This window comes from Pseudomonas putida (assembly GCF_002741075.1).
Taxonomy (GTDB): domain Bacteria; phylum Pseudomonadota; class Gammaproteobacteria; order Pseudomonadales; family Pseudomonadaceae; genus Aquipseudomonas; species Aquipseudomonas putida_T.
Genome location: NZ_CP016634.1, coordinates 4,862,825 through 4,885,527, shown reverse-complemented (window position 1 = coordinate 4,885,527; position 22,703 = coordinate 4,862,825). Strand labels below are relative to the sequence as shown.

The 22,703-nt window shown below is 63.2% G+C and carries 22 protein-coding genes; 15 read left to right on the top strand and 7 right to left on the bottom strand.

The annotated features are described in order from the left end of the window. Positions 1-41: 41 nt before the first annotated feature. Together IEC33019_RS22810 and IEC33019_RS22805 are read left to right on the top strand one after the other, a co-directional pair. The gene (locus IEC33019_RS22810) at positions 42-977 is read left to right on the top strand and encodes a sigma 54-interacting transcriptional regulator (RefSeq protein ID WP_070092042.1); all 936 of its coding nucleotides are present in this window, start codon (positions 42-44) and stop codon (positions 975-977) included. 194 nt (positions 978-1,171) lie between these two features. After that, a complete protein-coding gene (locus tag IEC33019_RS22805; RefSeq protein WP_070092041.1) occupies positions 1,172-1,957 on the top strand; it encodes a MetQ/NlpA family ABC transporter substrate-binding protein in 786 nt (261 codons plus the stop codon). Positions 1,958-2,286: 329 nt separating this feature from the next. Here IEC33019_RS22805 and IEC33019_RS22800 read toward each other — a convergent pair whose 3' ends face one another. Further along, complete coding sequence (locus tag IEC33019_RS22800; RefSeq protein ID WP_070092040.1) at positions 2,287-3,105, bottom strand: alpha/beta fold hydrolase; 819 nt, start codon at positions 3,103-3,105, stop codon at positions 2,287-2,289. Positions 3,106-3,133: 28 nt separating this feature from the next. Then, a complete protein-coding gene (locus IEC33019_RS22795; RefSeq protein ID WP_099593941.1) occupies positions 3,134-5,497 on the bottom strand; it encodes a penicillin acylase family protein in 2,364 nt (787 codons plus the stop codon). Between the two features lie 87 nt (positions 5,498-5,584). Between IEC33019_RS22795 and IEC33019_RS22790 the strand changes: the two genes are divergently transcribed. Further along, positions 5,585-6,151 carry a sugar O-acetyltransferase gene (locus IEC33019_RS22790; protein ID WP_070092038.1) on the top strand — a complete coding sequence of 189 codons (567 nt, stop codon included), beginning with the start codon at positions 5,585-5,587 and terminating at the stop codon, positions 6,149-6,151. Here IEC33019_RS22790 and IEC33019_RS22785 read toward each other — a convergent pair. Further along, complete coding sequence (locus IEC33019_RS22785) at positions 6,130-6,693, bottom strand: DUF6436 domain-containing protein (protein WP_070092037.1); 564 nt, start codon at positions 6,691-6,693, stop codon at positions 6,130-6,132. The genes IEC33019_RS22790 and IEC33019_RS22785 overlap by 22 nt on opposite strands. A gap of 139 nt (positions 6,694-6,832) precedes the next feature. Between IEC33019_RS22785 and IEC33019_RS22780 the strand changes: the two genes are divergently transcribed. Then, positions 6,833-7,762, top strand: a complete 930-nt coding sequence (locus tag IEC33019_RS22780) for an alpha/beta hydrolase (RefSeq protein WP_070092036.1) — start codon at positions 6,833-6,835, stop codon at positions 7,760-7,762. Here the strand turns inward: IEC33019_RS22780 and IEC33019_RS22775 are convergent, their stop codons facing one another. Continuing rightward, a complete protein-coding gene (locus tag IEC33019_RS22775; RefSeq protein ID WP_070092035.1) occupies positions 7,763-8,515 on the bottom strand; it encodes a DUF2059 domain-containing protein in 753 nt (250 codons plus the stop codon). It lies immediately after the preceding gene. A gap of 121 nt (positions 8,516-8,636) precedes the next feature. Between IEC33019_RS22775 and IEC33019_RS22770 the strand changes: the two genes are divergently transcribed. Further along, positions 8,637-9,260 (top strand): 2OG-Fe(II) oxygenase, encoded by a 624-nt coding sequence (locus IEC33019_RS22770; RefSeq protein ID WP_070092034.1) that lies wholly within the window; start codon positions 8,637-8,639, stop codon positions 9,258-9,260. Beyond that, a complete protein-coding gene (locus tag IEC33019_RS22765; RefSeq protein WP_099593939.1) occupies positions 9,247-9,753 on the top strand; it encodes a DUF523 domain-containing protein in 507 nt (168 codons plus the stop codon). Before IEC33019_RS22770 ends, IEC33019_RS22765 begins: the two co-directional genes overlap by 14 nt. 135 nt (positions 9,754-9,888) lie before the next feature. Here IEC33019_RS22765 and IEC33019_RS22760 read toward each other — a convergent pair whose 3' ends face one another. Further along, complete coding sequence (locus IEC33019_RS22760) at positions 9,889-10,368, bottom strand: transporter substrate-binding domain-containing protein (RefSeq protein ID WP_070092032.1); 480 nt, start codon at positions 10,366-10,368, stop codon at positions 9,889-9,891. 225 nt (positions 10,369-10,593) lie between these two features. Here IEC33019_RS22760 and IEC33019_RS22755 point away from each other — a divergent pair, with 225 nt between their 5' ends. Further along, on the top strand, positions 10,594-11,070 hold the full coding sequence (locus tag IEC33019_RS22755) for a DUF4399 domain-containing protein (RefSeq protein ID WP_070092031.1): 477 nt from the start codon (positions 10,594-10,596) through the stop codon (positions 11,068-11,070). A 170-nt stretch (positions 11,071-11,240) separates the two neighbouring features. Here the strand turns inward: IEC33019_RS22755 and serA are convergent, their stop codons facing one another. Beyond that, the gene (serA, locus tag IEC33019_RS22750) at positions 11,241-12,470 is read right to left on the bottom strand and encodes a phosphoglycerate dehydrogenase (RefSeq protein ID WP_099593937.1); all 1,230 of its coding nucleotides are present in this window, start codon (positions 12,468-12,470) and stop codon (positions 11,241-11,243) included. Between the two features lie 170 nt (positions 12,471-12,640). Here serA and IEC33019_RS22745 point away from each other — a divergent pair, with 170 nt between their 5' ends. The 4 genes from IEC33019_RS22745 (at position 12,641) to IEC33019_RS22730 (ending at position 16,771) form a co-directional block, all read left to right on the top strand. Next, the gene (locus IEC33019_RS22745; protein ID WP_070092024.1) at positions 12,641-14,038 is read left to right on the top strand and encodes an FAD-binding oxidoreductase; all 1,398 of its coding nucleotides are present in this window, start codon (positions 12,641-12,643) and stop codon (positions 14,036-14,038) included. 26 nt (positions 14,039-14,064) lie between these two features. Then, complete coding sequence (locus IEC33019_RS22740) at positions 14,065-14,730, top strand: fumarylacetoacetate hydrolase family protein (protein WP_070092023.1); 666 nt, start codon at positions 14,065-14,067, stop codon at positions 14,728-14,730. A gap of 146 nt (positions 14,731-14,876) precedes the next feature. Further along, a complete protein-coding gene (locus IEC33019_RS22735) occupies positions 14,877-15,800 on the top strand; it encodes an SdiA-regulated domain-containing protein (RefSeq protein WP_070092022.1) in 924 nt (307 codons plus the stop codon). A 65-nt stretch (positions 15,801-15,865) separates the two neighbouring features. Continuing rightward, complete coding sequence (locus IEC33019_RS22730) at positions 15,866-16,771, top strand: SdiA-regulated domain-containing protein (protein WP_070092021.1); 906 nt, start codon at positions 15,866-15,868, stop codon at positions 16,769-16,771. A 57-nt stretch (positions 16,772-16,828) separates the two neighbouring features. Here the strand turns inward: IEC33019_RS22730 and rpiA are convergent, their stop codons facing one another. Then, a complete protein-coding gene (gene rpiA, locus IEC33019_RS22725; RefSeq protein ID WP_070092020.1) occupies positions 16,829-17,503 on the bottom strand; it encodes a ribose-5-phosphate isomerase RpiA in 675 nt (224 codons plus the stop codon). Between the two features lie 141 nt (positions 17,504-17,644). Here rpiA and ilvA point away from each other — a divergent pair, with 141 nt between their 5' ends. The 4 genes from ilvA to ptsP all read left to right on the top strand — a co-directional run bounded on the left by ilvA (position 17,645) and on the right by ptsP (position 22,667). Then, positions 17,645-19,159: a threonine ammonia-lyase, biosynthetic gene (gene ilvA / locus IEC33019_RS22720; protein ID WP_070092019.1), complete on the top strand. Its 1,515-nt coding sequence runs from the start codon at positions 17,645-17,647 to the stop codon at positions 19,157-19,159. 38 nt (positions 19,160-19,197) lie between these two features. Beyond that, a complete protein-coding gene (locus IEC33019_RS22715) occupies positions 19,198-19,623 on the top strand; it encodes a DUF2269 family protein (protein WP_070092018.1) in 426 nt (141 codons plus the stop codon). Between the two features lie 262 nt (positions 19,624-19,885). After that, positions 19,886-20,365 (top strand): RNA pyrophosphohydrolase, encoded by a 480-nt coding sequence (locus tag IEC33019_RS22710; protein WP_070092017.1) that lies wholly within the window; start codon positions 19,886-19,888, stop codon positions 20,363-20,365. Positions 20,366-20,387: 22 nt separating this feature from the next. Then, positions 20,388-22,667, top strand: coding sequence for a phosphoenolpyruvate--protein phosphotransferase (gene ptsP / locus IEC33019_RS22705; RefSeq protein WP_070092016.1), 2,280 nt, complete (start codon positions 20,388-20,390; stop codon positions 22,665-22,667). The last annotated feature ends 36 nt before the right edge of the window (positions 22,668-22,703 follow it).

The window sequence follows — 22,703 nt, the reverse complement described above, 5'->3', positions numbered from 1 at the left end:
CTAGACGCCCGGCCGGCGACGGCCTCGGGCGGGAGCGCGTCATGACTATTCACACCACCTTCGGTCAGCCATTGCTGACCTTTCCCGAGCAAGACAAGAGCCCATTGAGCATCCGCGCCAAGGCGCTGGTGTTCATCGACCCCCGTTCGCAACAGCTGCGCGATGCTTTGGAGCGCCTGGCGCCGCAACCGGTGCCGGTGCTGATCCGCGGCGAGACCGGCACCGGCAAGGAGCTGTTGGCCCGTCAGGTCCATCGTGCCAGTGACCGCAGCGGACTGTTCGTTTCGGTGAGTTGCGCGGCCATCAGCCCGACCTATGCCGATGCCGAACTGTTCGGCTACAGCGCCGGTGCCCAGGGAGGTACCGCCGGCGGGCGAGCGGGGTGGTTCGGCTCGGCCAATGGCGGCACGTTGTACCTGGATGAGATCGCCGACCTGCCGTTGGCGATCCAGGGCAAACTGCTGGCGGCACTGGAGAACCGCGAGGTCACCCGAGTTGGCGCCCAGCGGCCGCAAGCGGTGGATGTGCGCCTGGTGGCGGCGTCCAGCATCGATCTGGCTCAGGCCGTGCGGGCCGGGCGTTTCGACGAGCGACTCTACCTCTACCTGCGCGAAGGTCAGCTGGCGCTGCCGGCGTTGCGCGAGCGGGTCGGGGACATCCTGCCGCTGGCCGAGTACTTCGTCGGCATCTATAGCGGGCGTCTGGGGCGCCCCGTGCCGCTGATCAGCGAAGCTGCCCAGCAGGCCCTGGAGGCCCATGCCTGGCCCGGCAATACTCGCGAGCTGGAAAACGTCATCCACTTTGCCTTGTTGGTGAGCGATGCAGGAGAAATCCTTCCGCAACATCTGGACCTGCCCGATGCCACGCCCCTGGCCAACCTGGCGCGTCAACTGACGCAACTGGGCCAGAGCCGTGAGCCTCACACCCAGGCGGCACTGCGCCAGTTGCTGGCGTCGACCTTGGCCAGCCTCGGCTGAACCTTGCGCCAGAGCGGGGCATCCTGGGTCAGAAGCAATCGGGGTAATGGCAATTTGTTTAGTTATAAGCGGATAAGTAAAAGATATTGTTACGGAATAAAAATTCCCGGTATCGTCCGCTTCACGCCCCCGATAGATGGGTGGGCACCGACTTCGCCATCCTCGATGGCTCCAGCTTGATAACAAGGATCACCATGAAAAAGACTTTGCTGACCGCTGCCCTGGCTGCCGCCCTGTCGATTACCGGTTTCGCCAACGCCGCCGAAAAACTGGTCGTAGCCGCCACCCCTGTGCCCCACGCCGAGATCCTCGAACTGATCAAGCCAACCCTGGCCAAGGAAGGCGTGGACCTGCAGATCAAAGTCTTCACCGACTACGTCCAGCCCAACGTGCAGGTCGACCAGAAGCGTCTGGATGCCAACTACTTCCAGACCCTGCCGTACCTGAAGAATTTCAACGAAGGCAAGGGCACCCACCTGGAAACCGTGATCGGCGTGCACGTAGAGCCGTTCGGTGGCTACTCCAAGAAGGTCAAGAGCCTGGCTGAGCTCAAGGACGGCGCCACCGTCGCCATCCCCAACGAAGGCAGCAACAGCGGCCGTGCGCTGCTTCTGCTGCAGAAGGCTGGGCTGATCACGCTGAAAGATCCCAAAAATGCCCTGGCCACGCCCAAGGACATCGCCGAGAACCCTAAAAACCTCAAGTTCCGCGAGCTGGAATCGGCCATGCTGCCGCGCGTGCTCGACCAGGTCGATCTGGACATGATCAACACCAACTACGCCCTGGAAGCCGGTCTGAACCCCGCCAAGGACGCCCTGGTGATCGAAGGCAGCGACTCGCCTTACGTGAACTTCCTGGTTGCCCGCCCGGACAACAAGGACAGCGAGGCCATCCAGAAACTGGCCAAGGCCCTGACCAGCCCAGAGGTGAAGGCATTCATCGCCAAGAAGTACAGCGGTGCGGTGCTGCCAGCGTTCTGATCGCTACGCCTGAAAGACAAAACGCCGACGCATTTGCGTCGGCGTTTTCGTTTATGCCGCCGATTTGGCCAGCGCCCGACGCAAGGCCAGGAGCCATTGGAGTTGCTCGTTCGAAATGGGTGGGCAGGCGCTGTTCATTGGGGTGTCCTGAAGGCTGTCTGAATGCTCTTTGAGAGGGCATCCACAGGAAAGATCCCAGGTCAGGACGAAATTTTTGAGTCAGCCCACGACGTGTTCAGCCCCAGAGCATCCCCCAAGGGTACCGCGCCAAGCTGGAGAATGTCGCGGTACCAGTGGGAGCGGGTTCACCCGCGAAAGCCCCGGCGATTTCAGTTGTTACGCGGCAACCAGTTCAACAGGAACTCATTCACCACTTGCGGGTTCTCGAGGCTCGAGATGTGCCCCGCGCAGGGAATCTGCGCCGCCAGACAGCCAATCGACCGGGCCATTTCGTTGGACTCTGCCGGTGGCCGCGGAATGTCCTGGTCACCACACAGCACGATGGTGCGCTCCCCAGGCAGTTCGCCCAGCCGTGCCATCAGGTCCGGTCGGCCGAAGATCACTCGGCCCATCGGGTCGAGGCATTCCCGGATCGTTTGAGCGCTGCTGGCCTTGAGTTGGGCGCGGAACTGTTCACGGATCTCAGGTACCGTCTGGCCGCCGGCATGGAAGAAGATCGGCACGACGATATCGAGCAAGGCATCGCTGAAGGTGCCAGCGGCGCTGGCGGCATCGAGCAGGGCGAAGTACTTGAGGCGAGTGGCATCCGGCTCGGCGCCCAGGTAGGTGTCCATCAACACCAGGCGATCAATGCGTTGGGGATGCTCGATAGCCAGCTGCGCGCCCCACATGCCGCCGACCGACAGGCCGATCAGGTGACATTTCGGGATATCCAGCGCATCGAGCAATGCCAGATGCTGGCGGGCCACCGCGCTCATGTCGGTGGTGTTGGACGGTGGCGCCTCGGAGTCGCCGTGGCCCCAGAGCTCGGGCACGATGACCCGGTAGTGTTTCGACAGCGCGTCGACCTGTGGTTGCCACATGGACGCCGTCCACAGGTAGCTGTGGCCCAGCAGCACAGGGAACCCCTGGCCTTGGTCGACATAGCTCATGCGGGCGCCGTCGATTTCAACGAAGTGCTTGTGCATCGCGATCCTCTGGAAGGTGGTTGGCGGGTCACTGTACAGGCATCAGGCGCAAGGTGCTCTGGGCCGGAATCACCCCCATCTGCGCCTTTTGGTAACGCCCGTTGATGTAGTCCTCGGCCTGATCGCCATAGTGGCGGTCGAACAGCACGCCGCTCTGGCCCACAGGGTTGATGGTCAGCGCCGCAGCCGGGTCGGCGAAGTCGATCAGGCGCCGTGTGGAGGGGCCGTAGTTGACCGCCCAGGGGGCCGGGCCGATCTTTGCCGAGAGGTTGTTGGGGACTTCATGGGTGCCGGGCGCGGCGAAGGGGCCGACATTGAACAGCAGGTTCAGCGGTTTCTTCGCCCCTAGCGGATGGTTGTGGGTCAGCGTGTGCGCCTTGCCCCATTGCCGGCGGGCCGGGTCTTGGCCAAAGGTTTCGCGCAGGTGCGCCAGGCTGCGTTGCCAGGCCAGCTTCACGATGGCCGTGCGGTCGGTGCGTTCGCTGGCGCCGCGCAGGTTCCACCACACGGAGCTGGGGTCGGCTGCCAGGCGCGGCAGGGCTGCGTCGATGACACGGGTGCTGATCAAGACCGGGAACCAGGTGTCGCCCAGTTCGTCGTGCAGGGCCGCGAAGGCCAGTTCATACAGGAACTGGTTGAACAGGGTCGCATTGGTCGAATCCAGGGGGTAGTCGCCCCGCCAGGCGGCCAGTTGCTCCACCAACTCCTTTTCTTCATCACCTTGGGCAATGGTGCGCAGCGCCCCCAGCAGAGGCGCCAAGGTGCGCGGGCCGTAGTCGGTGGCGGTGTCGAGCTGCAGCGCTTGGCTGTTCTGGGTGTCCCACTGGATGTCTGGGTCAGCCAGGTGTCGGTCGAGCTGGCGGCCACGGTCGGCCAGGTTGTAGTAGCCCGGGACCGGCACGACGGCCGGCGGCTGGAAGTTGGCCGAAACGATGTAGCCGCTGGCGGGGTTCTCCTGCTGCGGGTTCACGCTGAACGGGTAGAAGCCGGGTTTGTCGGCCTGGGACGTGCTGCCATCGAGAATGAACGACGGATTGACGCCATCCGGGCGGATCGGCAATTGCGCCGCGGCCCACCAACCGATATCGCCACGGGCATTGGCCCAGACCAGGTTCAGGCCGGGAGCGTGGATCTTCGCGGCCGCTTCGCGCATCTTGCCCAGGGTGTCGGCGCGGTTTACCTGGTAGAAGCCATCGAGCAGGGGATTGTCGGTCTCAAGGAATGCCCACCACATGGCAATCGGCCTGGGCCCGGCGGTGGCGCCCAGCACGTCGTTGACGATCGGGCCATGGGGTGAGCGGCGCAAGGTGATGGTGGCGGGAGCCTGGCCTTTGACGACAATGTGCTCCTCGTGCTTTTCCAGTGGCTGCCACGTGCCGTCGACCATGACCTGCTCGGTGTTGCTCGGGTTGACCTGTTCGGCGATCAGGTCCACGTCGTCGTTCTGGAACATGGTCAGGCTCCAGCCGAAGTCGAGGTTGTGGCCGAGCAGGGCGAAGGGGTTGAGCGCCTGGAAATAGCCGTACAGGTTGAACCCCGGAGCCGACAGCTCGGCCTCGTACCACACCGAGGGCACGGCGAAGCCGATGTGCGGGTCGCCGGCCAGCAATGGACGACCGCTGCGCGTACGGCTGCCGGCCACGGCCCAGGCGTTGCTGCCTTCGAACTGGGGAATGCCGGCCTCGCCCAGGGCCTCGTGGCTCAAGCGTGCCAGTTGTTCCAGGCTGCGCCAGTCAGCGGCGGCCAGGGGCGCGGTCAAAGCACCGTCCGGTTGCCAGTCGAGGTCGAAGATCTTCAGGTATTGGGGACCGAGCTGATCGCGTACATAGGTCAGCGCAGGCTCGGTGCGAAAGGCGGCGGCGAAGCTGTAGGCCAGGTAGCCGGCGATGCTGAGCGTGTCCTCGGCGGTGAAGGGCCGCGGGGGGATGCCCAGCAGGTCGAACTCAATGGGCTTGGGGTGGCTGGCCTGCCATTGGTTGACGCCATCGAGGTAGGCCTGCAACGCTTGCCAGGCCGGAGATTGCTTATCCTGACGCTGGGCCATGCGTGCGGCCTGCTCGCGGATGCGCAGGTTGCGGAACAAGGTGTCGGTGGGCAGCAGATCAGCGCCCAGCACTTCGGCCAGCTCGCCCCGGGCCAGACGCCGCAGGATCTCCATCTGGAACAGCCGATCCTGGGCATGTACGTAGCCCAGGGCGCGGTACAGGTCAGGCTCGTTCTGTGCCTGCAGATGAGGGACGCCGCGCGCGTCGTAGCGCACGCTGACCGGCGCTTGCAGGCCGGCAAGGGGCAGGTCACCCGCGCGCTGGGGTTGCTTGCCCTCCACGTACCAGTAACCGGCGCCTACGGCCGCAGCGATCACCACCGCCAGCAGGGTCAGGCTGCGCTTCATCGAGACTCCTTGTGCATTAGAGCGAAAAATGTGGTCCGATCATCGACGGATTCGCGAACTGAGCATAGTCCCCTGGAAGGAGTCTCCATGTCCCTCAGCGAAAAACAGAAAATGCTGACCGGCCAGCTCTACCATGCCGGCTGCCCAGAGCTGCAGGCCGAGCAGATCGCCAACAAGCACTGGATGCACCGCTACAACAGCAGCGTCGAGCTGCTCAACGAGGCGCGACATGCGCTGTTGGTCGAGCATTTCGGCCATGCCGGCGACGGTGCGGTGATCCGCCCACCGTTCTATTGCGACTACGGCTACAACATCAGCATTGGCGCCAACACGTTCATGAACTTCAACTGTGTGATCCTCGACGTGGCGCCGGTGCATATCGGCGAGGACTGCCAGATCGGTCCTGCGGTGCAGATCTATACCGCCGACCATCCGCTCGACCCCCAGGTGCGCCGCAGCGGGTTGGAGAGCGGCAGGCCGGTGCGCATCGGCAACAATGTGTGGATCGGTGGCGGGGCGATCATCCTGCCGGGTGTGAGTATCGGCGACAACGCCGTGGTGGGCGCCGGTAGCGTGGTCACCCGCGATGTGGCGGCCGGAGCGATCGTGGTGGGCAATCCGGCACGGGTGCGTCAGCCGGCCCAAGGGCAGTAGCAGCCCCGGGCCAGGGTGTTGGAGGCATTGACCTTGCGACCCTCAACGAGTGCCTTGAGCACCGGTTCGATGAAGCTGTTGCTGGCATTGCACACCGCACCTTCGCTATAGGGGCCGAAGTAGGCCAGGTGGCCCTCACGGTCCCAGATGGCCACGGCAGGAGAGGCCGGCAGGTGCTCGCTACCGGGTAGCGAGTCCAGGGCCTCTAGGGTTGCCAGGTTGGTTGGCAATTGGCCGTGGCTGCCGGGCTTTTGCACCACATGAAAGCGCACGCCCTGGGGCGCGAAATGTTCGATCAGCTCGCCCAGATGCTGCTGGTTGCCGACGTTGCAAGGGCAGGCCGGATCCCAGAAATGCACCACACGAATTGGCCCCGGGCCTGCCAGCTCGGCGGGCAGCTGCAACTGGCTGCCCTCGAACAACGTGGTCTGGTCGTCGAACGCGCGCAGGTAACGCGCCTGGAAACTGGCATAGGCCCACCAGAGGACGGCGGCGCAGAGCAGCAGTGCGAGGGCGGTGAGCAGGGATTTTCGACTGGGCATGGTGTGTCCGCGGAACCTGGCGCAGCGATAACCCGTGGAAGCGGGCCATACTGTGCGTGGCAAAGTGGCCTAGCTTGCCACGATGGCGCCGAGAGCTGAATATCACAGGTCAATACTCGCTTCGCTGTGGATCGTCCCGATGCCCGCTTCCTTTCACCCTGACCTCTTGCGCGCCAGCCTCCTACCCTTGGCGGCCCGCCAACCCCTGTCGGCCCAAGGCCAGGACTACCAGCGCTTCTATGGCCTGGACCTGCCGGTGCGACAGAGCTGGCTGGGCGGCTTCAGCGCGGCGGGCTTCGAACTGGTGGGGCAGGTGTGGCTGCCGGAGCGGCCGACGGCGACGCTGTTTCTGCTGCATGGCTACTACGACCACATGGGGCTGTACGGCCATGTGATCGAATGGGCGTTGAGCCAGGGCTTTGCGGTCATCAGCTGTGACCTGCCGGGGCACGGGCTGTCCAGTGGTGAGCGGGCCAGCATCGCTGACTTCGGTGCCTACCAGCAGGTGCTCGACGCCTTGTTCGAGCAGGCCCGCCTGCTGGACCTGCCACGCCCCTGGCACCTCTGTGGGCAGAGCACCGGCGGGGCGATCGTGGTGGACCACGTGCTGCACCACGGGGCACGAAGCCCGGCCGATGGCCAGGTGATCCTACTGGCGCCTTTGGTGCGGCCACGCGCGTGGTATTGGTCGAAATTCAGCTATTGCGTACTGCGCCACTTCGTCAACGGCATCGAGCGGCGCTTCAGCGAGAACAGCAACGACCCTGCGTTCCTGCCGTTTCTCGAGGCCGACCCGCTTCAACCGCGCCGGCTGCCGACCGCCTGGGTCGGTGCTCTGGTGGCCTGGGTCAAGCGTATCGAGGCGGCACCGCGCAGCATGCGCAGGCCGGTGATCGTGCAGGGAGAGGCGGACGCCACGGTGGATTGGCCTTACAACCTCAAGGTGCTCAAGGCCAAGTTCGCCGAGCCGCAGATCCTCATGCTGCCCGAGGCCCGTCATCACCTGGCCAACGAACTGCCGGACATTCGCCAGCGCTACTTCGCCTTCATCGACCAGCGCCTTGGCTGATCACTGCAGGTCGGCGGCGCTCTGGCCTACCGCCAGGCCCGCCCGCACGGCCTGCAAGGCGGCCTTGTAATAGGCCTGGCCGTCTGTTGATTCCGCGAAGGTGGCGAACGCTTCCAACTCAGCATCGGACAGGTCGCGGTAGACATACAGCAGGGTGTTGTTCAAGTCCTCGCCGATCTGCTGCATCAGGCGCTGGCGCTGGCCATCGAGCAGGCCGCTGGCCTGACCTGCGCCGAACAGGCCGGGGATCATGGAGCTCAGGCTGTCGGCGGCCACGCCGGCGATCGCCAGGCTCACCTCGGCACCGGCCTCACGAGCGGGCAGGGCCTGGGCCAGGTGGCCGATGATCAGCACGCGGTCGTCACTGGCCTGGATCTTCGGCAGGCCCTTGGCGTTCTTGGCCAGTTGGTCCTTGCGCGTGGCCAGCAATTCAGCGGCCACGACCTTGCGCCCCAGCGGCGACTGGAAGAATGCCAGCGCAGGCGAAGGGTTGGGCAGGTTGGCGCGCAGCTGCGCCTGTGCCCGGCGGTCCATGGCCTGGGCCTGGAAACGCTGGTTGCTGTTGTTGACCAGCGCCTGGTAGACCGCAGGCGGCAGGCTGTTCTTGTAGCGCTGTTGGGCAGCACTTACGGCATCGGTGAAATGGGCGCGCTGGTCGGGCCAGCCGGCGACCTTGTACAGCTGATCGAGACTGTCTGCCCAGACAGGCATGGTGCAGATCATCATCAGCAGCAGGGAAAACAAACGGCGCATTCAGGACTCCTGTCGGCAGGCCGCTATTGTCCTTGGCGCGGCGTGGCTTTGTCGAGACGCCGATGACGGTTGGCGGCCAAGTGGCGCTGTCGGTTTTCACGGCGAGTCGATACTATGCGCCATGCCCATCTCTCCTGAACATCCGATGCTTTCTACCATCGTCGACGACCTGGCCAACCGTGGTTGGACCCGCCAGCCTTTCTTCCTGCCCGACGCATTGATCAGCGCCTTGGCGGCCGAGTGCCGACAACGTGCCGCCGAGGGCGAATTGAGCCCGGCCGGCGTGGGGCGTGGTACCGGGCAGGAGGTGCGCGAAGCCATCCGTGGTGACCGCATACAGTGGCTGGAGCCGGGCCAGTCGCAGGCCTGTGACCACTATCTGGCAGCCATGGATAGCCTGCGCCAGGCGCTGAACCAGGGTTTGTACCTGGGCCTTGAAGACTTCGAATGCCATTTCGCCTTGTATCCGCCAGGGGCGTTCTATCGTCGCCACGTGGACCGCTTCCGCGACGACGACCGGCGTGCGGTTTCGGCGATCCTCTACCTCAATGAGAACTGGCAAGCGCAGGACGGTGGTCAGTTGCGCATGTTCCTCGCCGAGGACATGGAGCTGGATGTACAGCCGCAGGCGGGTAGCTTGGTGGTGTTCCTATCCGGCGATATTCCTCATGAAGTCTTGCCGGCCAGGCGCGATCGTCTGTCGCTGACCGGCTGGTTCCGCCGTCGTGGCAATGAACCGTTCTGACGTTCCCAAGGTCCTGGTCAGCGCCTGTCTGCTGGGGCAGCCGGTGCGTTACGACGGACGCGACAGCGGGCACCCGGATATTCTGCAGCGCTGGCAGGCCGAAGGCCGTGTGGTGCCGCTGTGCCCCGAGGTGGCGGGCGGCCTGCCGACACCCCGCCCACCGGCGGAAATTCCGGGCGGACAAGGCGCGGCGGTGCTGGATGGGCGCGCCCAGGTAGTGACGGTGACCGGGATGGACGTCAGCGAGGCCTTTCTTGCCGGCGCCCGGGAGGCCTTGGCGCTGGTGCGCCAGCATGGCATCCGGGTGGCGGTGCTCAAGGCAGGCAGCCCCTCATGCGGCAACCGCTTGACCTACGACGGGACCTTCAGCGGCGTGAAGGTCCCTGGGGAAGGGGTGACCACAGCGCTGTTGCGGCGTGAAGGGGTACAGGTGTTCAGCGAGCTGGAGCTTGAAGACGCACAACGGGCATTGGAAGGCGTGAGCCCTGAATGAAGACGCGACGCAAAGCCTGTGGGGCAACTGTTCTGTGCTGCCTGCGCCGGCCTATTCCCGGGTAAACCCGCACAGAGTGGGAGCGGGCTTACCCGCGAAAGGGCCCGGACAGGCAGTACAGCAGTGTCCATGACATCACTGGCTCGCGGCCTGCTCCTTGAGCCACTTCTTTTCCAGCGCCGCCAGTCGGCCATCGTCCTTGATGCGTTGCAGGGCATTGTTCACGGCACTTTCGAACGCTGGATTGTCCTTCTGGAACGGGATCACCCGTGCGTCAGGGCCGTAGGGCTGGCTGACATCCAGTTGCCCCTCAAGTGTTTGCTTGGCATCGAGTTGGTCGAGGGCGATGTCGAACTTGCCGCTCTGAACGCCAGACAGTAACTGGTCCGCGGGGGCTTCGACGAACTGCGCGCGCACGTCCAATTCCTTGGCGATGGCCTGGCCCAGCTCGACTTCAAAGCCGGTCAGGTGGTCGTTTTCCTTGTAGGCGTATGGGGGCGTATCGGATTGCACGGCAATGCGCAGTTCGCCCCGGTCGTTGACGTCGTCTATCAGCTCGGCCTGGGCCAATGGGCTGATCAAAAGTGCCAGCAGTACGCCAATGCTCAAACGCATGAATGTCCCCATTTTTTGGCAGTTGAATATGGTTCGCCGCGACTTTCTGACTTGTTACGGTCGAATGCAGGCTATGACCTTACCTGCGCTGCAATGTTTTGAGCGACGATAAATTTTTTCTGGCCCAGCCTGGCAAGACCTTGGCGCGCAATTGAACTATGTTGATTTATCGCTGCGGTTCGTTAATGGACAGTAGTCAATGAAAGTGAAACACAGGAGATGTGAATGAACAGCCTATTTTCGCGTGCTGCTGTTGTCGGCTTGTTGATGGGGGTGTCGGTGTTCGCGGGCGCCGCTGACGCACTGAAGAGCCAGGAGGCGCCCCAGGGCGCCAAGGTCTTCATCGTTTCCCCCGCTGACGGTGCCACCGTCGACAAGACCTTCACGGTCAAGTTCGGCATCGAGGGCATGGGGCTCAAGCCAGCGGGCGATGCGACCCCGCACACGGGCCACCATCACCTGCTGGTCGATGTCGACAAGGAACCGGCGGCTGACCTGCCGCTGCCGACCAGCCTGATGCCGGAGAACAACGCGCCACTGCCGGCCGGCCCGCAAGTGCTGCACTTCGGCAAGGCGCAGACCGAAGCCACCATCACCCTGACGCCAGGCGAGCACACCTTGCAACTGATCCTGGGTGATCGGTTCCATGTGCCGTTCAAGCCGAGCGTCGAGTCGCAGAAGATCACGGTGAACGTGAAGTAAATCTCGACTTGTTCGCGGGCCCTCAGGCACAGCGAGATGTTTGAGAGCGACACACGACCTGTGGGAGCGGCGGTTCGGCGCTCCGATTTAACCGTGAAACAGACACCGCCGATACACAGGCAAAAAAAAGGAGGCCACCAGGGCCTCCCTTTTTCATGCAGCGCAGAAACTTAGAACAGCACGCGAGAGCGGATAGTGCCCTTGACCTGCTGGAGTTTCTCCTGCGCCAGGTCCGAGTACTCGGCATCCACGTCGATAACCACGTAACCCACTTTCTCGTCGGTCTGCAGGAACTGACCGGAGATGTTGATCCCGTTTTCGGCGAAAACTTTGTTGATCTCGCTGAGTACGCCAGGGATGTTTTCGTGGATGTGCAGCAGGCGGTGTTTGCCTGGGTGCGCTGGCAGGGCAACCTCCGGGAAGTTGACCGACGATACGGACGTACCGTTGTCGCTGTACTTGACCAGCTTCTCGGCCACTTCCAGGCCGATGTTGGCCTGGGCTTCGGCGGTGGAGCCACCGATGTGCGGGGTCAGGATCACGTTGTCCAGGCCGCGCAGCGGGCTTTCGAACTGCTCGTCGTTGGAGCGCGGCTCGACCGGGAACACGTCGATGGCGGCGCCGATCAGATGCTGGTCCTTGATCGCGGCGGCCAGGTGATCCAGTTCGACCACGGTGCCACGGGCGGCGTTGATCAGGATCGAGCCCTTCTTCATCGCGCGGATTTCCTTCTCGCCGATCATCCACTGGGTGGACGGCAGCTCAGGTACGTGCAGCGAGACGATATCGGCCAGGCCCAGCAGCTCGTGCAGGCTGGTCACCTGAGTGGCATTGCCCAGCGGCAGCTTGGTCAGCGGGTCGTAGAAGTAAACCTGCATCCCCAGGCTTTCGGCCAGGACCGACAGCTGGGTGCCAATCGAGCCGTAGCCGACGATGCCCAGTTTCTTGCCACGGATCTCGAAGGAGTTGGCCGCGCTCTTGATCCAGCCACCACGGTGGCAGGACGCGTTCTTCTCGGGGATGCCGCGCAGCAGCAGGATGGCTTCGGCCAGTACCAGCTCGGCAACCGAGCGGGTGTTGGAGAACGGCGCGTTGAACACGGCGATACCGCGCTCGCGGGCCGCGCCCAGGTCGACCTGGTTGGTGCCGATGCAGAAGCAGCCAACAGCGACCAGTTTCTTCGCGCAGTCGAAGATCTCTTCGGTCAGCTGGGTGCGGGAGCGAATGCCGATGAAGTGGGCATCAGCGATCTTTTCCTTCAGCTCGGCTTCCGGCAAGGAACCAGTGAGGTACTCGATATTGGTGTACCCGGCAGCCTTGAGGGTATCGACCGCATTCTGGTGCACACCTTCAAGAAGAAGGAACTTGATCTTGCTCTTGTCGAGAGAAGTCTTGCTCATCTGCGTAAACCTGTATCCCGGAGAAAAAATGGCAGGGGGGTAAAGCGGCGCGGCGTCGGCCTTAGCACGAACGGCGGGAGCGCTATGCTAGCATACGCGACAGAATCTGAGCTTATCCCGACAGGTGAAGAGTGCTCAGGGTGACTATGAATAGTTCGAGAGTTCAGCCGATGACCAACACAGCGGTACTTGATGAACTGATGACCCTGGTCGACCCGAGCAAGGTCCTCACCGACCCGGCTTCGCTGGAGGCCTACGGCAAGGACTGGACCAAGCACTATCCACCGGCACCCTCGGCAATCGTCTTCCCCCGGTCTATCGAACAGGTGCAGGCCATTGTCGCCTGGGCCAATCGTCACAAGGTCGCGCTGGTGCCGTCGGGCGGGCGCACCGGCTTGTCCGGCGCCGCGGTGGCCGCCAATGGCGAGGTGGTGGTGGCCTTCGACTACATGAACCGGATCCTCGACTTCAATGCCTTCGACCGCACTGTGGTATGCCAGCCGGGCGTGGTCACCCGTCAGCTGCAGCAGTTCGCCGAGGACAACGGCCTTTATTACCCGGTGGACTTCGCCTCCTCGGGCTCCAGCCAGATCGGTGGCAATATCGGCACCAATGCCGGCGGTATCAAGGTCATTCGCTACGGCATGACCCGCAACTGGGTAGCGGGCCTGAAGGTGGTGACCGGCAAGGGCGAGCTGCTCGAGCTGAACAAGGACCTGATCAAGAACGCCACCGGCTACGACCTGCGCCAGCTGTTCATCGGCGCCGAAGGCACCCTGGGCTTCGTGGTCGAGGCCACCATGCGCCTGGATCGCGCGCCGCGCAACCTGACCGCCATGGTGCTGGGCACCCCGGACTTCGACTCGATCATGCCGGTGCTGCACGCCTTCCAGGGCCAGCTCGATCTCACTGCATTCGAGTTCTTCTCCGACAAGGCCTTGGCCAAGGTCATGGGCCGTGGCGACGTGCCCCCACCGTTCGAGACCGATTGCCCGTTCTATGCCCTGCTGGAGTTCGAAGCCAGCACCGAGGACGTGGCCAACGATGCGCTGGCCACCTTCGAGCACTGTGTCGAGCAAGGCTGGGTGCTCGACGGCGTGATGAGCCAGAGCGAGACCCAGCTCAAGAACCTGTGGAAGCTGCGCGAGTACATCTCCGAGACCATTTCCCACTGGACGCCTTATAAGAACGACATATCCGTCACCGTTTCCAAGGTGCCGGCGTTCCTGCGTGATATCGACGCCATCGTCGGCCAGCACTATCCGGACTTCGAAGTGGTCTGGTACGGCCATATCGGCGACGGCAACCTGCATCTGAACATCCTCAAACCCGACGGTATGGCCAAGGACGCGTTCTTCGCCACCTGCGCCAAGGTCAACAAATGGGTGTTCGAGATCGTCCAGCGCTACAACGGCTCGATCTCCGCCGAGCATGGCGTCGGCATGACCAAGCGCGATTACCTGGGTTACAGCCGCTCGCCGGAAGAAATCGCCTGCATGAAGGCGATAAAGGCAGTGTTCGACCCGAACGGCATCATGAATCCGGGTAAGATCTTCGCTCCTGAATAAGCATGCAGTATCCAGAGGAGTCGGCCATGAGTTACCAGCACCAGTACCTAGACGGCACGCGCATCCACTTTCCCCTGGGCAAGGTGGTCTGCATAGGCCGTAACTACGCCGAACATGCCAAGGAATTGGACAACCCGATCCCCAGCGAGCCCTTGCTGTTCATCAAGCCGGGCAGTTGCGTGGTGCCACTGGAGGGTGGTTTCAAGATCCCGACCGAGCGTGGTGCGGTGCATTACGAAGCGGAGATCGCCGTGCTGGTGGGCAAGCCGCTGTCGACCCACCCCAGCGAAGAAGAAGTGCGCGATGCCATTTCCGGCTTTGCGCCAGCCCTGGACTTAACCTTGCGCGACGTGCAGGCCAAGCTCAAGGAGAAGGGCCTGCCGTGGGAGTTGGCCAAGAGCTTCGATGGCGCCTGCGTGCTGCCGCCGTTCGTGGTCGCCGACAGCTTTGAGGACCTGACCGATATCGGCATTCGCCTGTCGATCAATGGCGAAGTGCGCCAGGATGGCAATAGCGCGATGATGCTCAACCCCATCGTGCCGATCATCCAGCACATCGCCGCCCACTTTTCCCTGCTGCCGGGCGATGTGATCCTCACTGGCACACCCGCTGGCGTCGGCCCTCTGAATGTGGGCGATGAGCTGGTGCTGGAACTCCCGGGCGCAAGCCGCTTCGAAAGCCGCGTGCTTTGATCTGTCAACGATGACAGCCCTCCCGGCTGTCATCGTATCCCCCATTGTTTGCCGTTTTTTTCACAAATCATCCGGATAATGCCCCGGATGACCCTCATTCGCCGATGTGATGGAGAACTCGGCAATTACCCCAGGAAGCCCCCTTCATGGCATTTACCACCAGTGCGCCCGTCCCTCCCCGCAAGCGCGGTGTCTTCCGGCGTTGGCAGGTATGGGTAGGGTTGGTCGCGGTGTTGGGTTATATCCTGGCGGTGATCATGCACTGGGATGATCGGGCCGTACTGTGGGTCAAGGAGCGCTTCGAGAACAAGGTCGAGCGCAGTGAAAGCGTCTGGCTGCCAGACTACGTGGCGGACATAGATGCGAAGGTATTGCCGGGCATGTCGGACGACGAACCGTCGGACCTGGCGTTCAATCCGTTTACCCGTACCTTGTTGGCGGTCATGGGCAACAACCCGTTCCTGGTCGAGCTGAGTCTCGAGGGCGATGTGTTGCGCAAGATCCCACTGGAGGGTTGGGACAATCCCGAAGGGGTTGCGGTGTTGGCCAACGGCCAGATTGCGATCGTCGACGAGCGCAAGCATGACATGACCGTGGTGACCCTGGATGCCAATACCACCAGCCTGACCTACGCTGATCATCCGCACCACGACCTGGGCAAGTCAGCGAACAGCAACAAGGGCTTCGAGGCGATCGCCTGGGACCCTTTACGCCAGCGCCTGCTGTTGGGTGAGGAGCGTCCGCCCACGCTGTATGCCTGGAATACCGATGGCAAAAGCCCGCTCAAGGGCGAAAAGCAGATCGTCCCCAGCGACCAGCTCGACGTGCGGAACCTTTCGGCCTTGTGGGTCGACCCCCGCACCGGTCACTTGCTGGTCTTGTCGGCCGATTCCCACCTGCTGCTGGAGCTGAACGAAAAGGGCGAGCAGGTCAGCTTCATGACCCTGCTCGGCGGTTTCAATGGCTTGAAACATACCATTCCACGTGCCGAAGGCGTGGCGACGGATGATCAGGGCAACCTGTACATGGTAAGTGAGCCAGACCTTTTCTATCGATTCAGAAAGAACTGACGGCTTTAAGTTTTACTTCAGTCAACCATGGTTAGATTCGTGTCTTTCTGCTCGGGTCTATCTTCATGCGTCGTCGTTCAAGCCTGTTCCTTTTCCTGGTGCTATGCCTTGCGCTGCTGGTGGCTGGATTGGCAGCGCATGAGTTTCGCCTGTTCGAGCGTGGCTGGTTCAACCTTAAGGCCTGGTGGCAGCCTGCCGAGCAAGGGATAACGCTGGATCGCTACCGCGTGATGCTCGAAGCCCAGCCTATCGAAGGGTTGGATGACGATATCTCGGCGCTGACCTTCGACCCGGACCGCAAGACCCTCTTCACGGTCACCAACAAACGCTCCGAGCTCATCGAGCTCTCGCTCGAGGGGCGCATCCTGCGTCGTATCCCCCTGATCGGCTTTGGGGATCCCGAGGCGGTCGAATACGTGGGCACCAACCGTTATGTGATCACCGACGAGCGTGAGCAGCGGCTGATCCGCGTGCACCTGGACGACGACACGCTGTTTCTCGATGCCAACGATGCCGAACAGCTCACCTTGGCCATTGGGCGCAATGGCAACAAAGGCTTCGAAGGGCTGGCCTACGACTCGGCAGGGAAGCGCCTGTTCGTGGCCAAGGAGCGTGACCCGATGATGATCTACGAGATCCATGGCTTCCCCCACGACAAGCCAGGAAAGCCCTATGCGGTGCATGTGGTGCAGGACCGCAAGCGTGATTCGCGGCTGTTTGTGCGCGACCTGTCGAGCCTGCAGTTCGACGAGCGTACGGGTCATCTGCTGGCATTGTCGGATGAGTCCCGGTTGGTGGTGGAGCTGGATATAGAGGGCCGGCCGCTGAGTACCTTGTCGTTGAGCAAAGGTTCTCAGGGACTCAAGCGCAGTGTGCCGCAGGCCGAGGGCCTGGCCATGGACGAGGAGGGGACGATCTACCTGGTCAGTGAGCCGAACCTGTTCTACGTCTTCAAACAAGCAACAGATTGAACGCCGGTCGCGAGTAGATCGAAGCCTGCGAGGGGCTGCAAAGCAGCCCCAGAGGGGTTACTCGGCCTTGAGCGTCTTGACGCCTTCGGCGGTGCCGAGCAGCAGCAGGTCCGCCGGACGCGCGGCGAACAGGCCGTTGGTAACCACGCCGACGATGGCGTTGATCTGGCTTTCCAGGCCGACTGGGTCGGTGATCTGCAGGTTGTGCACATCGAGAATGACGTTGCCGTTGTCGGTCACCACGCCTTCGCGGTACACCGGGTCGCCGCCAAGCTTGACCAACTGGCGTGCCACGTGGCTGCGGGCCATGGGGATGACTTCGACCGGCAGCGGGAAGGCGCCCAGCACCGGTACCAGCTTGCTGGCATCGGCGATGCAGATGAAGGTCTTGGCGACTGCCGCGACGATCTTCTCGCGGGTCAGGGCCGCGCCGCCGCCCTTGATCAGGTTCAGGTGCGCGTCGCTCTCGTCGGCGCCGTCCACGTAGAACTCCAGCTCACTGACGCTGTTGAGTTCGTACACAGGGATGCCATGGGAGCGCAGGCGTTCTGCAGTGGCTTCGGAGCTGGCGACGGCGCCGTCGAAGGCGGTCTTGTGCTTGGCCAGGGCATCGATGAAGAAGTTGGCGGTCGAACCGGTGCCGACGCCGACGACGCTTTTCTCATCCAGCTTGGGCAGAATGAAGTCGACAGCGGCCTGGGCGACGGCCTGTTTGAGTTGGTCCTGGGTCATGCGGGCTCCGAGAGGGGCGGGATTTCAAAGCCAGGTATTATAGACGCAAGCGCCGGCAAAACCTCGGTTTCGCTGTGGTCGCCCGACGTAGCGCTGCGGTAGACTCCCAGGCCTTGTCCCGCGGCCAGTGATGCTTTCCCGATGCTCGAACAGTACGTCAAGAAGATCCTCACCTCGCGCGTCTACGACGTCGCGGTCGAAACCCCGCTGCAGAGCGCTGGCCAGTTGAGCAAGCGGCTGGGCAACCAGGTCCTGCTCAAGCGCGAGGACCTGCAGCCGGTGTTCTCCTTCAAGATCCGCGGGGCGTACAACAAGCTGGCGCAATTGAGCCCGGAAGAACTGGCCCGTGGCGTGGTCACTGCTTCGGCCGGCAACCATGCCCAGGGTGTGGCCCTGGCGGCGCGCGAGCTGGGCATCAAGGCAACCATCGTGATGCCCAAGACCACCCCGGAGATCAAGGTCGAGGGCGTGCGCTCGCGCGGCGGCAAGGTGGTGCTGCATGGCGACTCCTTCCCCGAGGCGCTGGCCTACTCGCTCAAGCTGGTCGACGAGAAAGGCTTCGTCTACATCCATCCCTATGACGACCCCCACACCATTGCCGGTCAGGGTACTGTGGCCATGGAAATCCTGCGCCAGCACCCGGGGCGTCTGGACGCGATCTTCGTGCCCGTCGGTGGCGGTGGCCTGATTGCCGGTATCGCGGCCTACGTGAAGTACCTGCGTCCCGAGATCAAGGTGATCGGTGTCGAGCCGGACGACTCCAACTGCCTGCAAGCCGCCATGGCCGCAGGTGAACGCGTGGTGTTGCCGCAGGTGGGGTTGTTCGCCGACGGCGTGGCGGTGGCGCAGATCGGCCAGCACACGTTCGATATCTGCCGCCATCATGTGGACGAGGTAGTGACGGTCAGCACTGACGAGATCTGCGCGGCGATCAAGGATATCTACGACGATACCCGCTCGATCACCGAACCTGCCGGTGCCTTGGGCGTGGCGGGCATCAAGAAATACGTCGAGTTGCATGGCGTGACCGGCCAGACCCTGGTGGCCATCGATTCGGGCGCCAACGTCAACTTCGACCGCTTGCGCCATGTGGCCGAGCGCGCCGAACTGGGCGAGAAGCGCGAGGCGATCATCGCCGTGACCATTCCGGAGCGTCCGGGTAGCTTCAAGGCGTTCTGCGAGGCCATCGGCAAGCGCCAGATCACTGAGTTCAACTACCGTTACCACGTCGACAAGGAAGCCCACATCTTCGTTGGTGTGCAGACTCATCCCGAAACCGACCCGCGGGCGGTGCTGGTTCAGCAGTTGACCGAGCAAGGCTTCCCGGTCACCGACCTGACCGACAACGAGCTGGCCAAGCTGCATATCCGCCATATGGTCGGCGGCCATTCGGCGGGTGCCAGTGACGAAATGGTACTGCGCTTCGAGTTCCCCGAACGTCCGGGGGCGCTGTTCAATTTCCTCAACAAGCTGGGCGGGCGCTGGAATATCTCCATGTTCCACTACCGTAACCATGGCGCAGCCGACGGCCGAGTGGTCGCAGGTTTGCAGGTACCGGACGATGAGCGCCATCTGGTGCCGGCGGCGCTGGCCAAGATTGGCTACCCGTATTGGGATGAGACCGACAACCCGGCATACAAGCTGTTCCTGGGCTAAGCGACTACGCTTGGTCTATCGCTCAAGGACGTGAAGACATGGAATACCTGACCACCCTCAAGGCCCTGCACATCGGTGCCACCGTGTTGCTGCTGCTGGGCGCGCTGGGCCTGGCGATCTGGGCTGGCGTTGCCCGCCGTCGGGGTGATACCGAGGCTTATGGCAAATTGCTGCGCCGGCCGCTGGTGTTCGTCTGGTTGTTGATGGGGCTGTGCCTGGTGAGCATGCCGTTCACCGGTTGGTGGCTGGTGCACCTGATCGGCTGGCCCCTGGGGCAGACCTGGCTGCTGGCCTCCAGCGTCATCTACACCGTGGGCGCGTTCAGTGCCTGGTGGTTGCTGGTGCGCCTGAACCGGCTGCGCAAGGCCGAGCCCGCGGGGTTGCGCTTTACCCTGGCGCTGGCACTGATCAGCGGCGTTTGCTTTCTCTCCATCGCCGGGCTGATGGGCGCCAAGCCTGTTTGACCTCGGCGCCCGGGAAGGGCTTGTGCCTGTTCAAGGGGCCGCTGCGCGCCCCATCGCCGGACAAGCCCGCTCCCACAGGGTCAGCGCACATCACCCCTGCATGTCACCTGCCGTTCACCTAAGTCAGGTATACCGGTGGCACCGGGCCTACCTCGCAGAACACAGAGTTTTCACCTCGCCGCACATAAGCTTGGCGGGCGCGTTGCTGCGCTTGTGAGCTTTGTGGAACAATGCGTTGACATGCGTTTGCGAGGTTGCTGCCGTGATCGACCCGGATGGTTTTCGCCCCAATGTCGGGATCATTCTCACGAATGATTCCGGGCAGGTGCTATGGGCTCGGCGGATCAACCAGGATGCCTGGCAGTTCCCCCAGGGTGGCATCAACCCTGATGAGACGCCGGAAGATGCCCTGTACCGCGAGCTGAACGAAGAAGTAGGCCTGGAACGCGAGGATGTGGAAATTCTTGCCTGCACCCGTGGCTGGTTGCGTTATCGTTTACCCCAGCGCCTGGTGCGCACCCACAGCCAGCCCCTGTGCATTGGCCAGAAACAGAAGTGGTTCCTGCTGCGCCTTGTGAGCAATGAGCAGCGGGTGCGCATGGACCTGACCGGCAAGCCGGAATTCGACGGCTGGCGTTGGGTCAGCTACTGGTATCCCTTGGGCCAGGTGGTGACATTCAAGCGCGAGGTCTATCGCCGCGCCTTGAAAGAGCTAGCCCCGCGCCTGTTGACGCGCGACTGACGACGGAGTCCGACCCCAAGCCATGCTCAATACGCTGCGCAAGATCGTCCAGGAAGTGAACTCCGCCAAAGATCTCAAGACGGCGTTGGGGATCATTGTCTTGCGCGTCAAAGAGGCCATGGGCAGCCAGGTCTGCTCGGTCTACCTGCTCGACCCGGATACCAACCGCTTCGTGCTCATGGCCACCGAGGGCTTGAACAAGCGCTCCATCGGCAAGGTCAGCATGGCCCCCAACGAAGGTCTGGTCGGTCTGGTCGGTACCCGGGAAGAGCCGCTGAACCTCGAAGACGCCGCTGCCCACCCCCGTTACCGCTACTTCGCCGAGACCGGCGAGGAGCGCTTCGCCTCTTTCCTCGGTGCGCCGATCATCCACCACCGCCGCGTGGTCGGGGTGTTGGTCATCCAGCAGAAGGAGCGCCGTCAGTTCGACGAAGGTGAAGAAGCCTTCCTGGTCACCATGAGCGCCCAGCTCGCGGGCGTTATCGCCCATGCCGAGGCCACCGGCTCCATCCGTGGCTTGGGCCGCCAGGGCAAGGGCATCCAGGAGGCGCGCTTCGTCGGTGTGCCGGGCTCGCCGGGCGCCGCCGTCGGCAAGGCCATGGTGATGCTGCCGCCGGCCGACCTGGAAGTGGTCCCGGACAAGACCGTCGAAGACATCGACACCGAACTCAAGCTATTCAACAACGCCCTGGAAGGCGTGCGTGCCGACATGCGCAAGCTGTCGGCCAAACTTGCCACCCAACTGCGCCCGGAAGAGCGCGCGCTGTTCGACGTCTACCTGATGATGCTCGAGGACGCGGCCCTGGGCGGCGAGGTGGCGGAGGTCATCAAGACCGGCCAGTGGGCCCAGGGCGCTTTGCGCCAAGTGGTGGGCGAGCATGTCAGCCGCTTCGAGCTGATGGACGACGATTACCTGCGTGAGCGGGCCTCGGACGTCAAAGACCTGGGTCGACGTCTGCTGGCCTACCTCCAGGAGGCGCGTTCGCAGACGCTGGTCTACCCGGACAACACCATCCTGGTCAGCGAGGAGCTGACCCCGGCGATGCTCGGAGAAGTCCCTGAGGGCAAGCTGGTCGGCCTGGTGTCGGTGCTCGGCTCGGGCAACTCCCACGTGGCGATCCTGGCCCGGGCCATGGGCATCCCGACGGTCATGGGCCTGGTCGACCTGCCGTACTCGAAGGTCGACGGCATCGAGCTGATCGTCGATGGCTACAAGGGTGAGGTGTTCACCAACCCGGGCGAGGTGCTGCGTAAGCAGTACAGCGACGTGGTCGAGGAGGAGCGCCAGCTGGCCCAGGGGCTGGATGCCCTGCGCGAGCTGCCGTGCGTGACCCCGGATGGCCATCGCATGCCGTTGTGGGTCAACACGGGGCTGCTGGCCGACGTCGCCCGTGCCCAGCAGCGTGGCGCCGAAGGGGTGGGCCTGTACCGCACCGAAGTGCCCTTCATGATCAACCAGCGCTTCCCCAGCGAAAAGGAACAGCTGACGATCTATCGCGAGCAGTTGCAGGCGTTCCATCCATTGCCGGTGACCATGCGCAGCCTCGATATCGGCGGCGACAAGGCGCTTTCGTATTTCCCGATCAAGGAAGAAAACCCCTTCCTCGGTTGGCGTGGCATCCGCGTGACCCTCGACCACCCGGAAATCTTCCTGGTACAGACCCGCGCCATGCTCAAGGCGAGCGAGGGCCTGAACAACCTGCGTATCCTGCTGCCGATGATCTCCGGCATCCATGAGCTGGAAGAGGCGCTGCACCTGATCCACCGCGCCTGGGGCGAGGTGAGGGACGAAGGCACCGACGTGCCGATGCCGCCGGTTGGCGTGATGGTCGAGATCCCCGCCGCGGTGTACCAGACCCGCGAGCTTGCGCGGCAGGTGGACTTCCTGTCGGTCGGCTCCAACGACCTGACCCAGTATCTACTGGCGGTCGATCGCAACAACCCACGCGTCGCCGACCTCTACGACTACCTGCACCCGGCGGTGCTGCAGGCCTTGCAGACCGTGGTCAGCGTCGCTCACGAGGAAGGCAAGCCGGTGAGCATCTGCGGTGAGATGGCCGGGGATCCGGCTGCCGCCGTGCTGTTGATGGCCATGGGCTTCGACAGCCTGTCGATGAACGCCACCAACCTGCCCAAAGTGAAGTGGATGCTTCGCCAGATCAACATGAGCAAGGCCAAGGAGTTGCTGGTCGATGCCATGAGCCATGACAACCCGCAGGTTATCCACAGCTCGCTGCAGTTGGCCCTGAAGAACCTGGGGCTGGCGCGGATGATCGGGCCTGGGGCGAACAAGACCCTCTGAAATCTGTATTGGCCTCTTCGCGGGTTTACCCGCGAA

What these genes read in the sequence shown, in the direction of transcription:
- rpiA (WP_070092020.1), bottom strand. Translation starts at nt 17,503, where the DNA reads ATGACCCAGGACCAACTCAAACAGGCCGTCGCCCAGGCCGCTGTCGAC.
- IEC33019_RS22745 (WP_070092024.1), top strand. Translation starts at nt 12,641, where the DNA reads ATGACCAACACAGCGGTACTTGATGAACTGATGACCCTGGTCGACCCG.
- IEC33019_RS22805 (WP_070092041.1), top strand. Translation starts at nt 1,172, where the DNA reads ATGAAAAAGACTTTGCTGACCGCTGCCCTGGCTGCCGCCCTGTCGATT.
- IEC33019_RS22760 (WP_070092032.1), bottom strand. Translation starts at nt 10,368, where the DNA reads ATGCGTTTGAGCATTGGCGTACTGCTGGCACTTTTGATCAGCCCATTG.
- IEC33019_RS22780 (WP_070092036.1), top strand. Translation starts at nt 6,833, where the DNA reads ATGCCCGCTTCCTTTCACCCTGACCTCTTGCGCGCCAGCCTCCTACCC.
- IEC33019_RS22795 (WP_099593941.1), bottom strand. Translation starts at nt 5,497, where the DNA reads ATGAAGCGCAGCCTGACCCTGCTGGCGGTGGTGATCGCTGCGGCCGTA.
- IEC33019_RS22800 (WP_070092040.1), bottom strand. Translation starts at nt 3,105, where the DNA reads ATGCACAAGCACTTCGTTGAAATCGACGGCGCCCGCATGAGCTATGTC.
- serA (WP_099593937.1), bottom strand. Translation starts at nt 12,470, where the DNA reads ATGAGCAAGACTTCTCTCGACAAGAGCAAGATCAAGTTCCTTCTTCTT.
- IEC33019_RS22775 (WP_070092035.1), bottom strand. Translation starts at nt 8,515, where the DNA reads ATGCGCCGTTTGTTTTCCCTGCTGCTGATGATGATCTGCACCATGCCT.
- IEC33019_RS22735 (WP_070092022.1), top strand. Translation starts at nt 14,877, where the DNA reads ATGGCATTTACCACCAGTGCGCCCGTCCCTCCCCGCAAGCGCGGTGTC.
- IEC33019_RS22740 (WP_070092023.1), top strand. Translation starts at nt 14,065, where the DNA reads ATGAGTTACCAGCACCAGTACCTAGACGGCACGCGCATCCACTTTCCC.
- ptsP (WP_070092016.1), top strand. Translation starts at nt 20,388, where the DNA reads ATGCTCAATACGCTGCGCAAGATCGTCCAGGAAGTGAACTCCGCCAAA.
- IEC33019_RS22810 (WP_070092042.1), top strand. Translation starts at nt 42, where the DNA reads ATGACTATTCACACCACCTTCGGTCAGCCATTGCTGACCTTTCCCGAG.
- ilvA (WP_070092019.1), top strand. Translation starts at nt 17,645, where the DNA reads ATGCTCGAACAGTACGTCAAGAAGATCCTCACCTCGCGCGTCTACGAC.
- IEC33019_RS22765 (WP_099593939.1), top strand. Translation starts at nt 9,247, where the DNA reads ATGAACCGTTCTGACGTTCCCAAGGTCCTGGTCAGCGCCTGTCTGCTG.
- IEC33019_RS22785 (WP_070092037.1), bottom strand. Translation starts at nt 6,693, where the DNA reads ATGCCCAGTCGAAAATCCCTGCTCACCGCCCTCGCACTGCTGCTCTGC.
- IEC33019_RS22715 (WP_070092018.1), top strand. Translation starts at nt 19,198, where the DNA reads ATGGAATACCTGACCACCCTCAAGGCCCTGCACATCGGTGCCACCGTG.
- IEC33019_RS22770 (WP_070092034.1), top strand. Translation starts at nt 8,637, where the DNA reads ATGCCCATCTCTCCTGAACATCCGATGCTTTCTACCATCGTCGACGAC.
- IEC33019_RS22755 (WP_070092031.1), top strand. Translation starts at nt 10,594, where the DNA reads ATGAACAGCCTATTTTCGCGTGCTGCTGTTGTCGGCTTGTTGATGGGG.
- IEC33019_RS22730 (WP_070092021.1), top strand. Translation starts at nt 15,866, where the DNA reads ATGCGTCGTCGTTCAAGCCTGTTCCTTTTCCTGGTGCTATGCCTTGCG.
- IEC33019_RS22790 (WP_070092038.1), top strand. Translation starts at nt 5,585, where the DNA reads ATGTCCCTCAGCGAAAAACAGAAAATGCTGACCGGCCAGCTCTACCAT.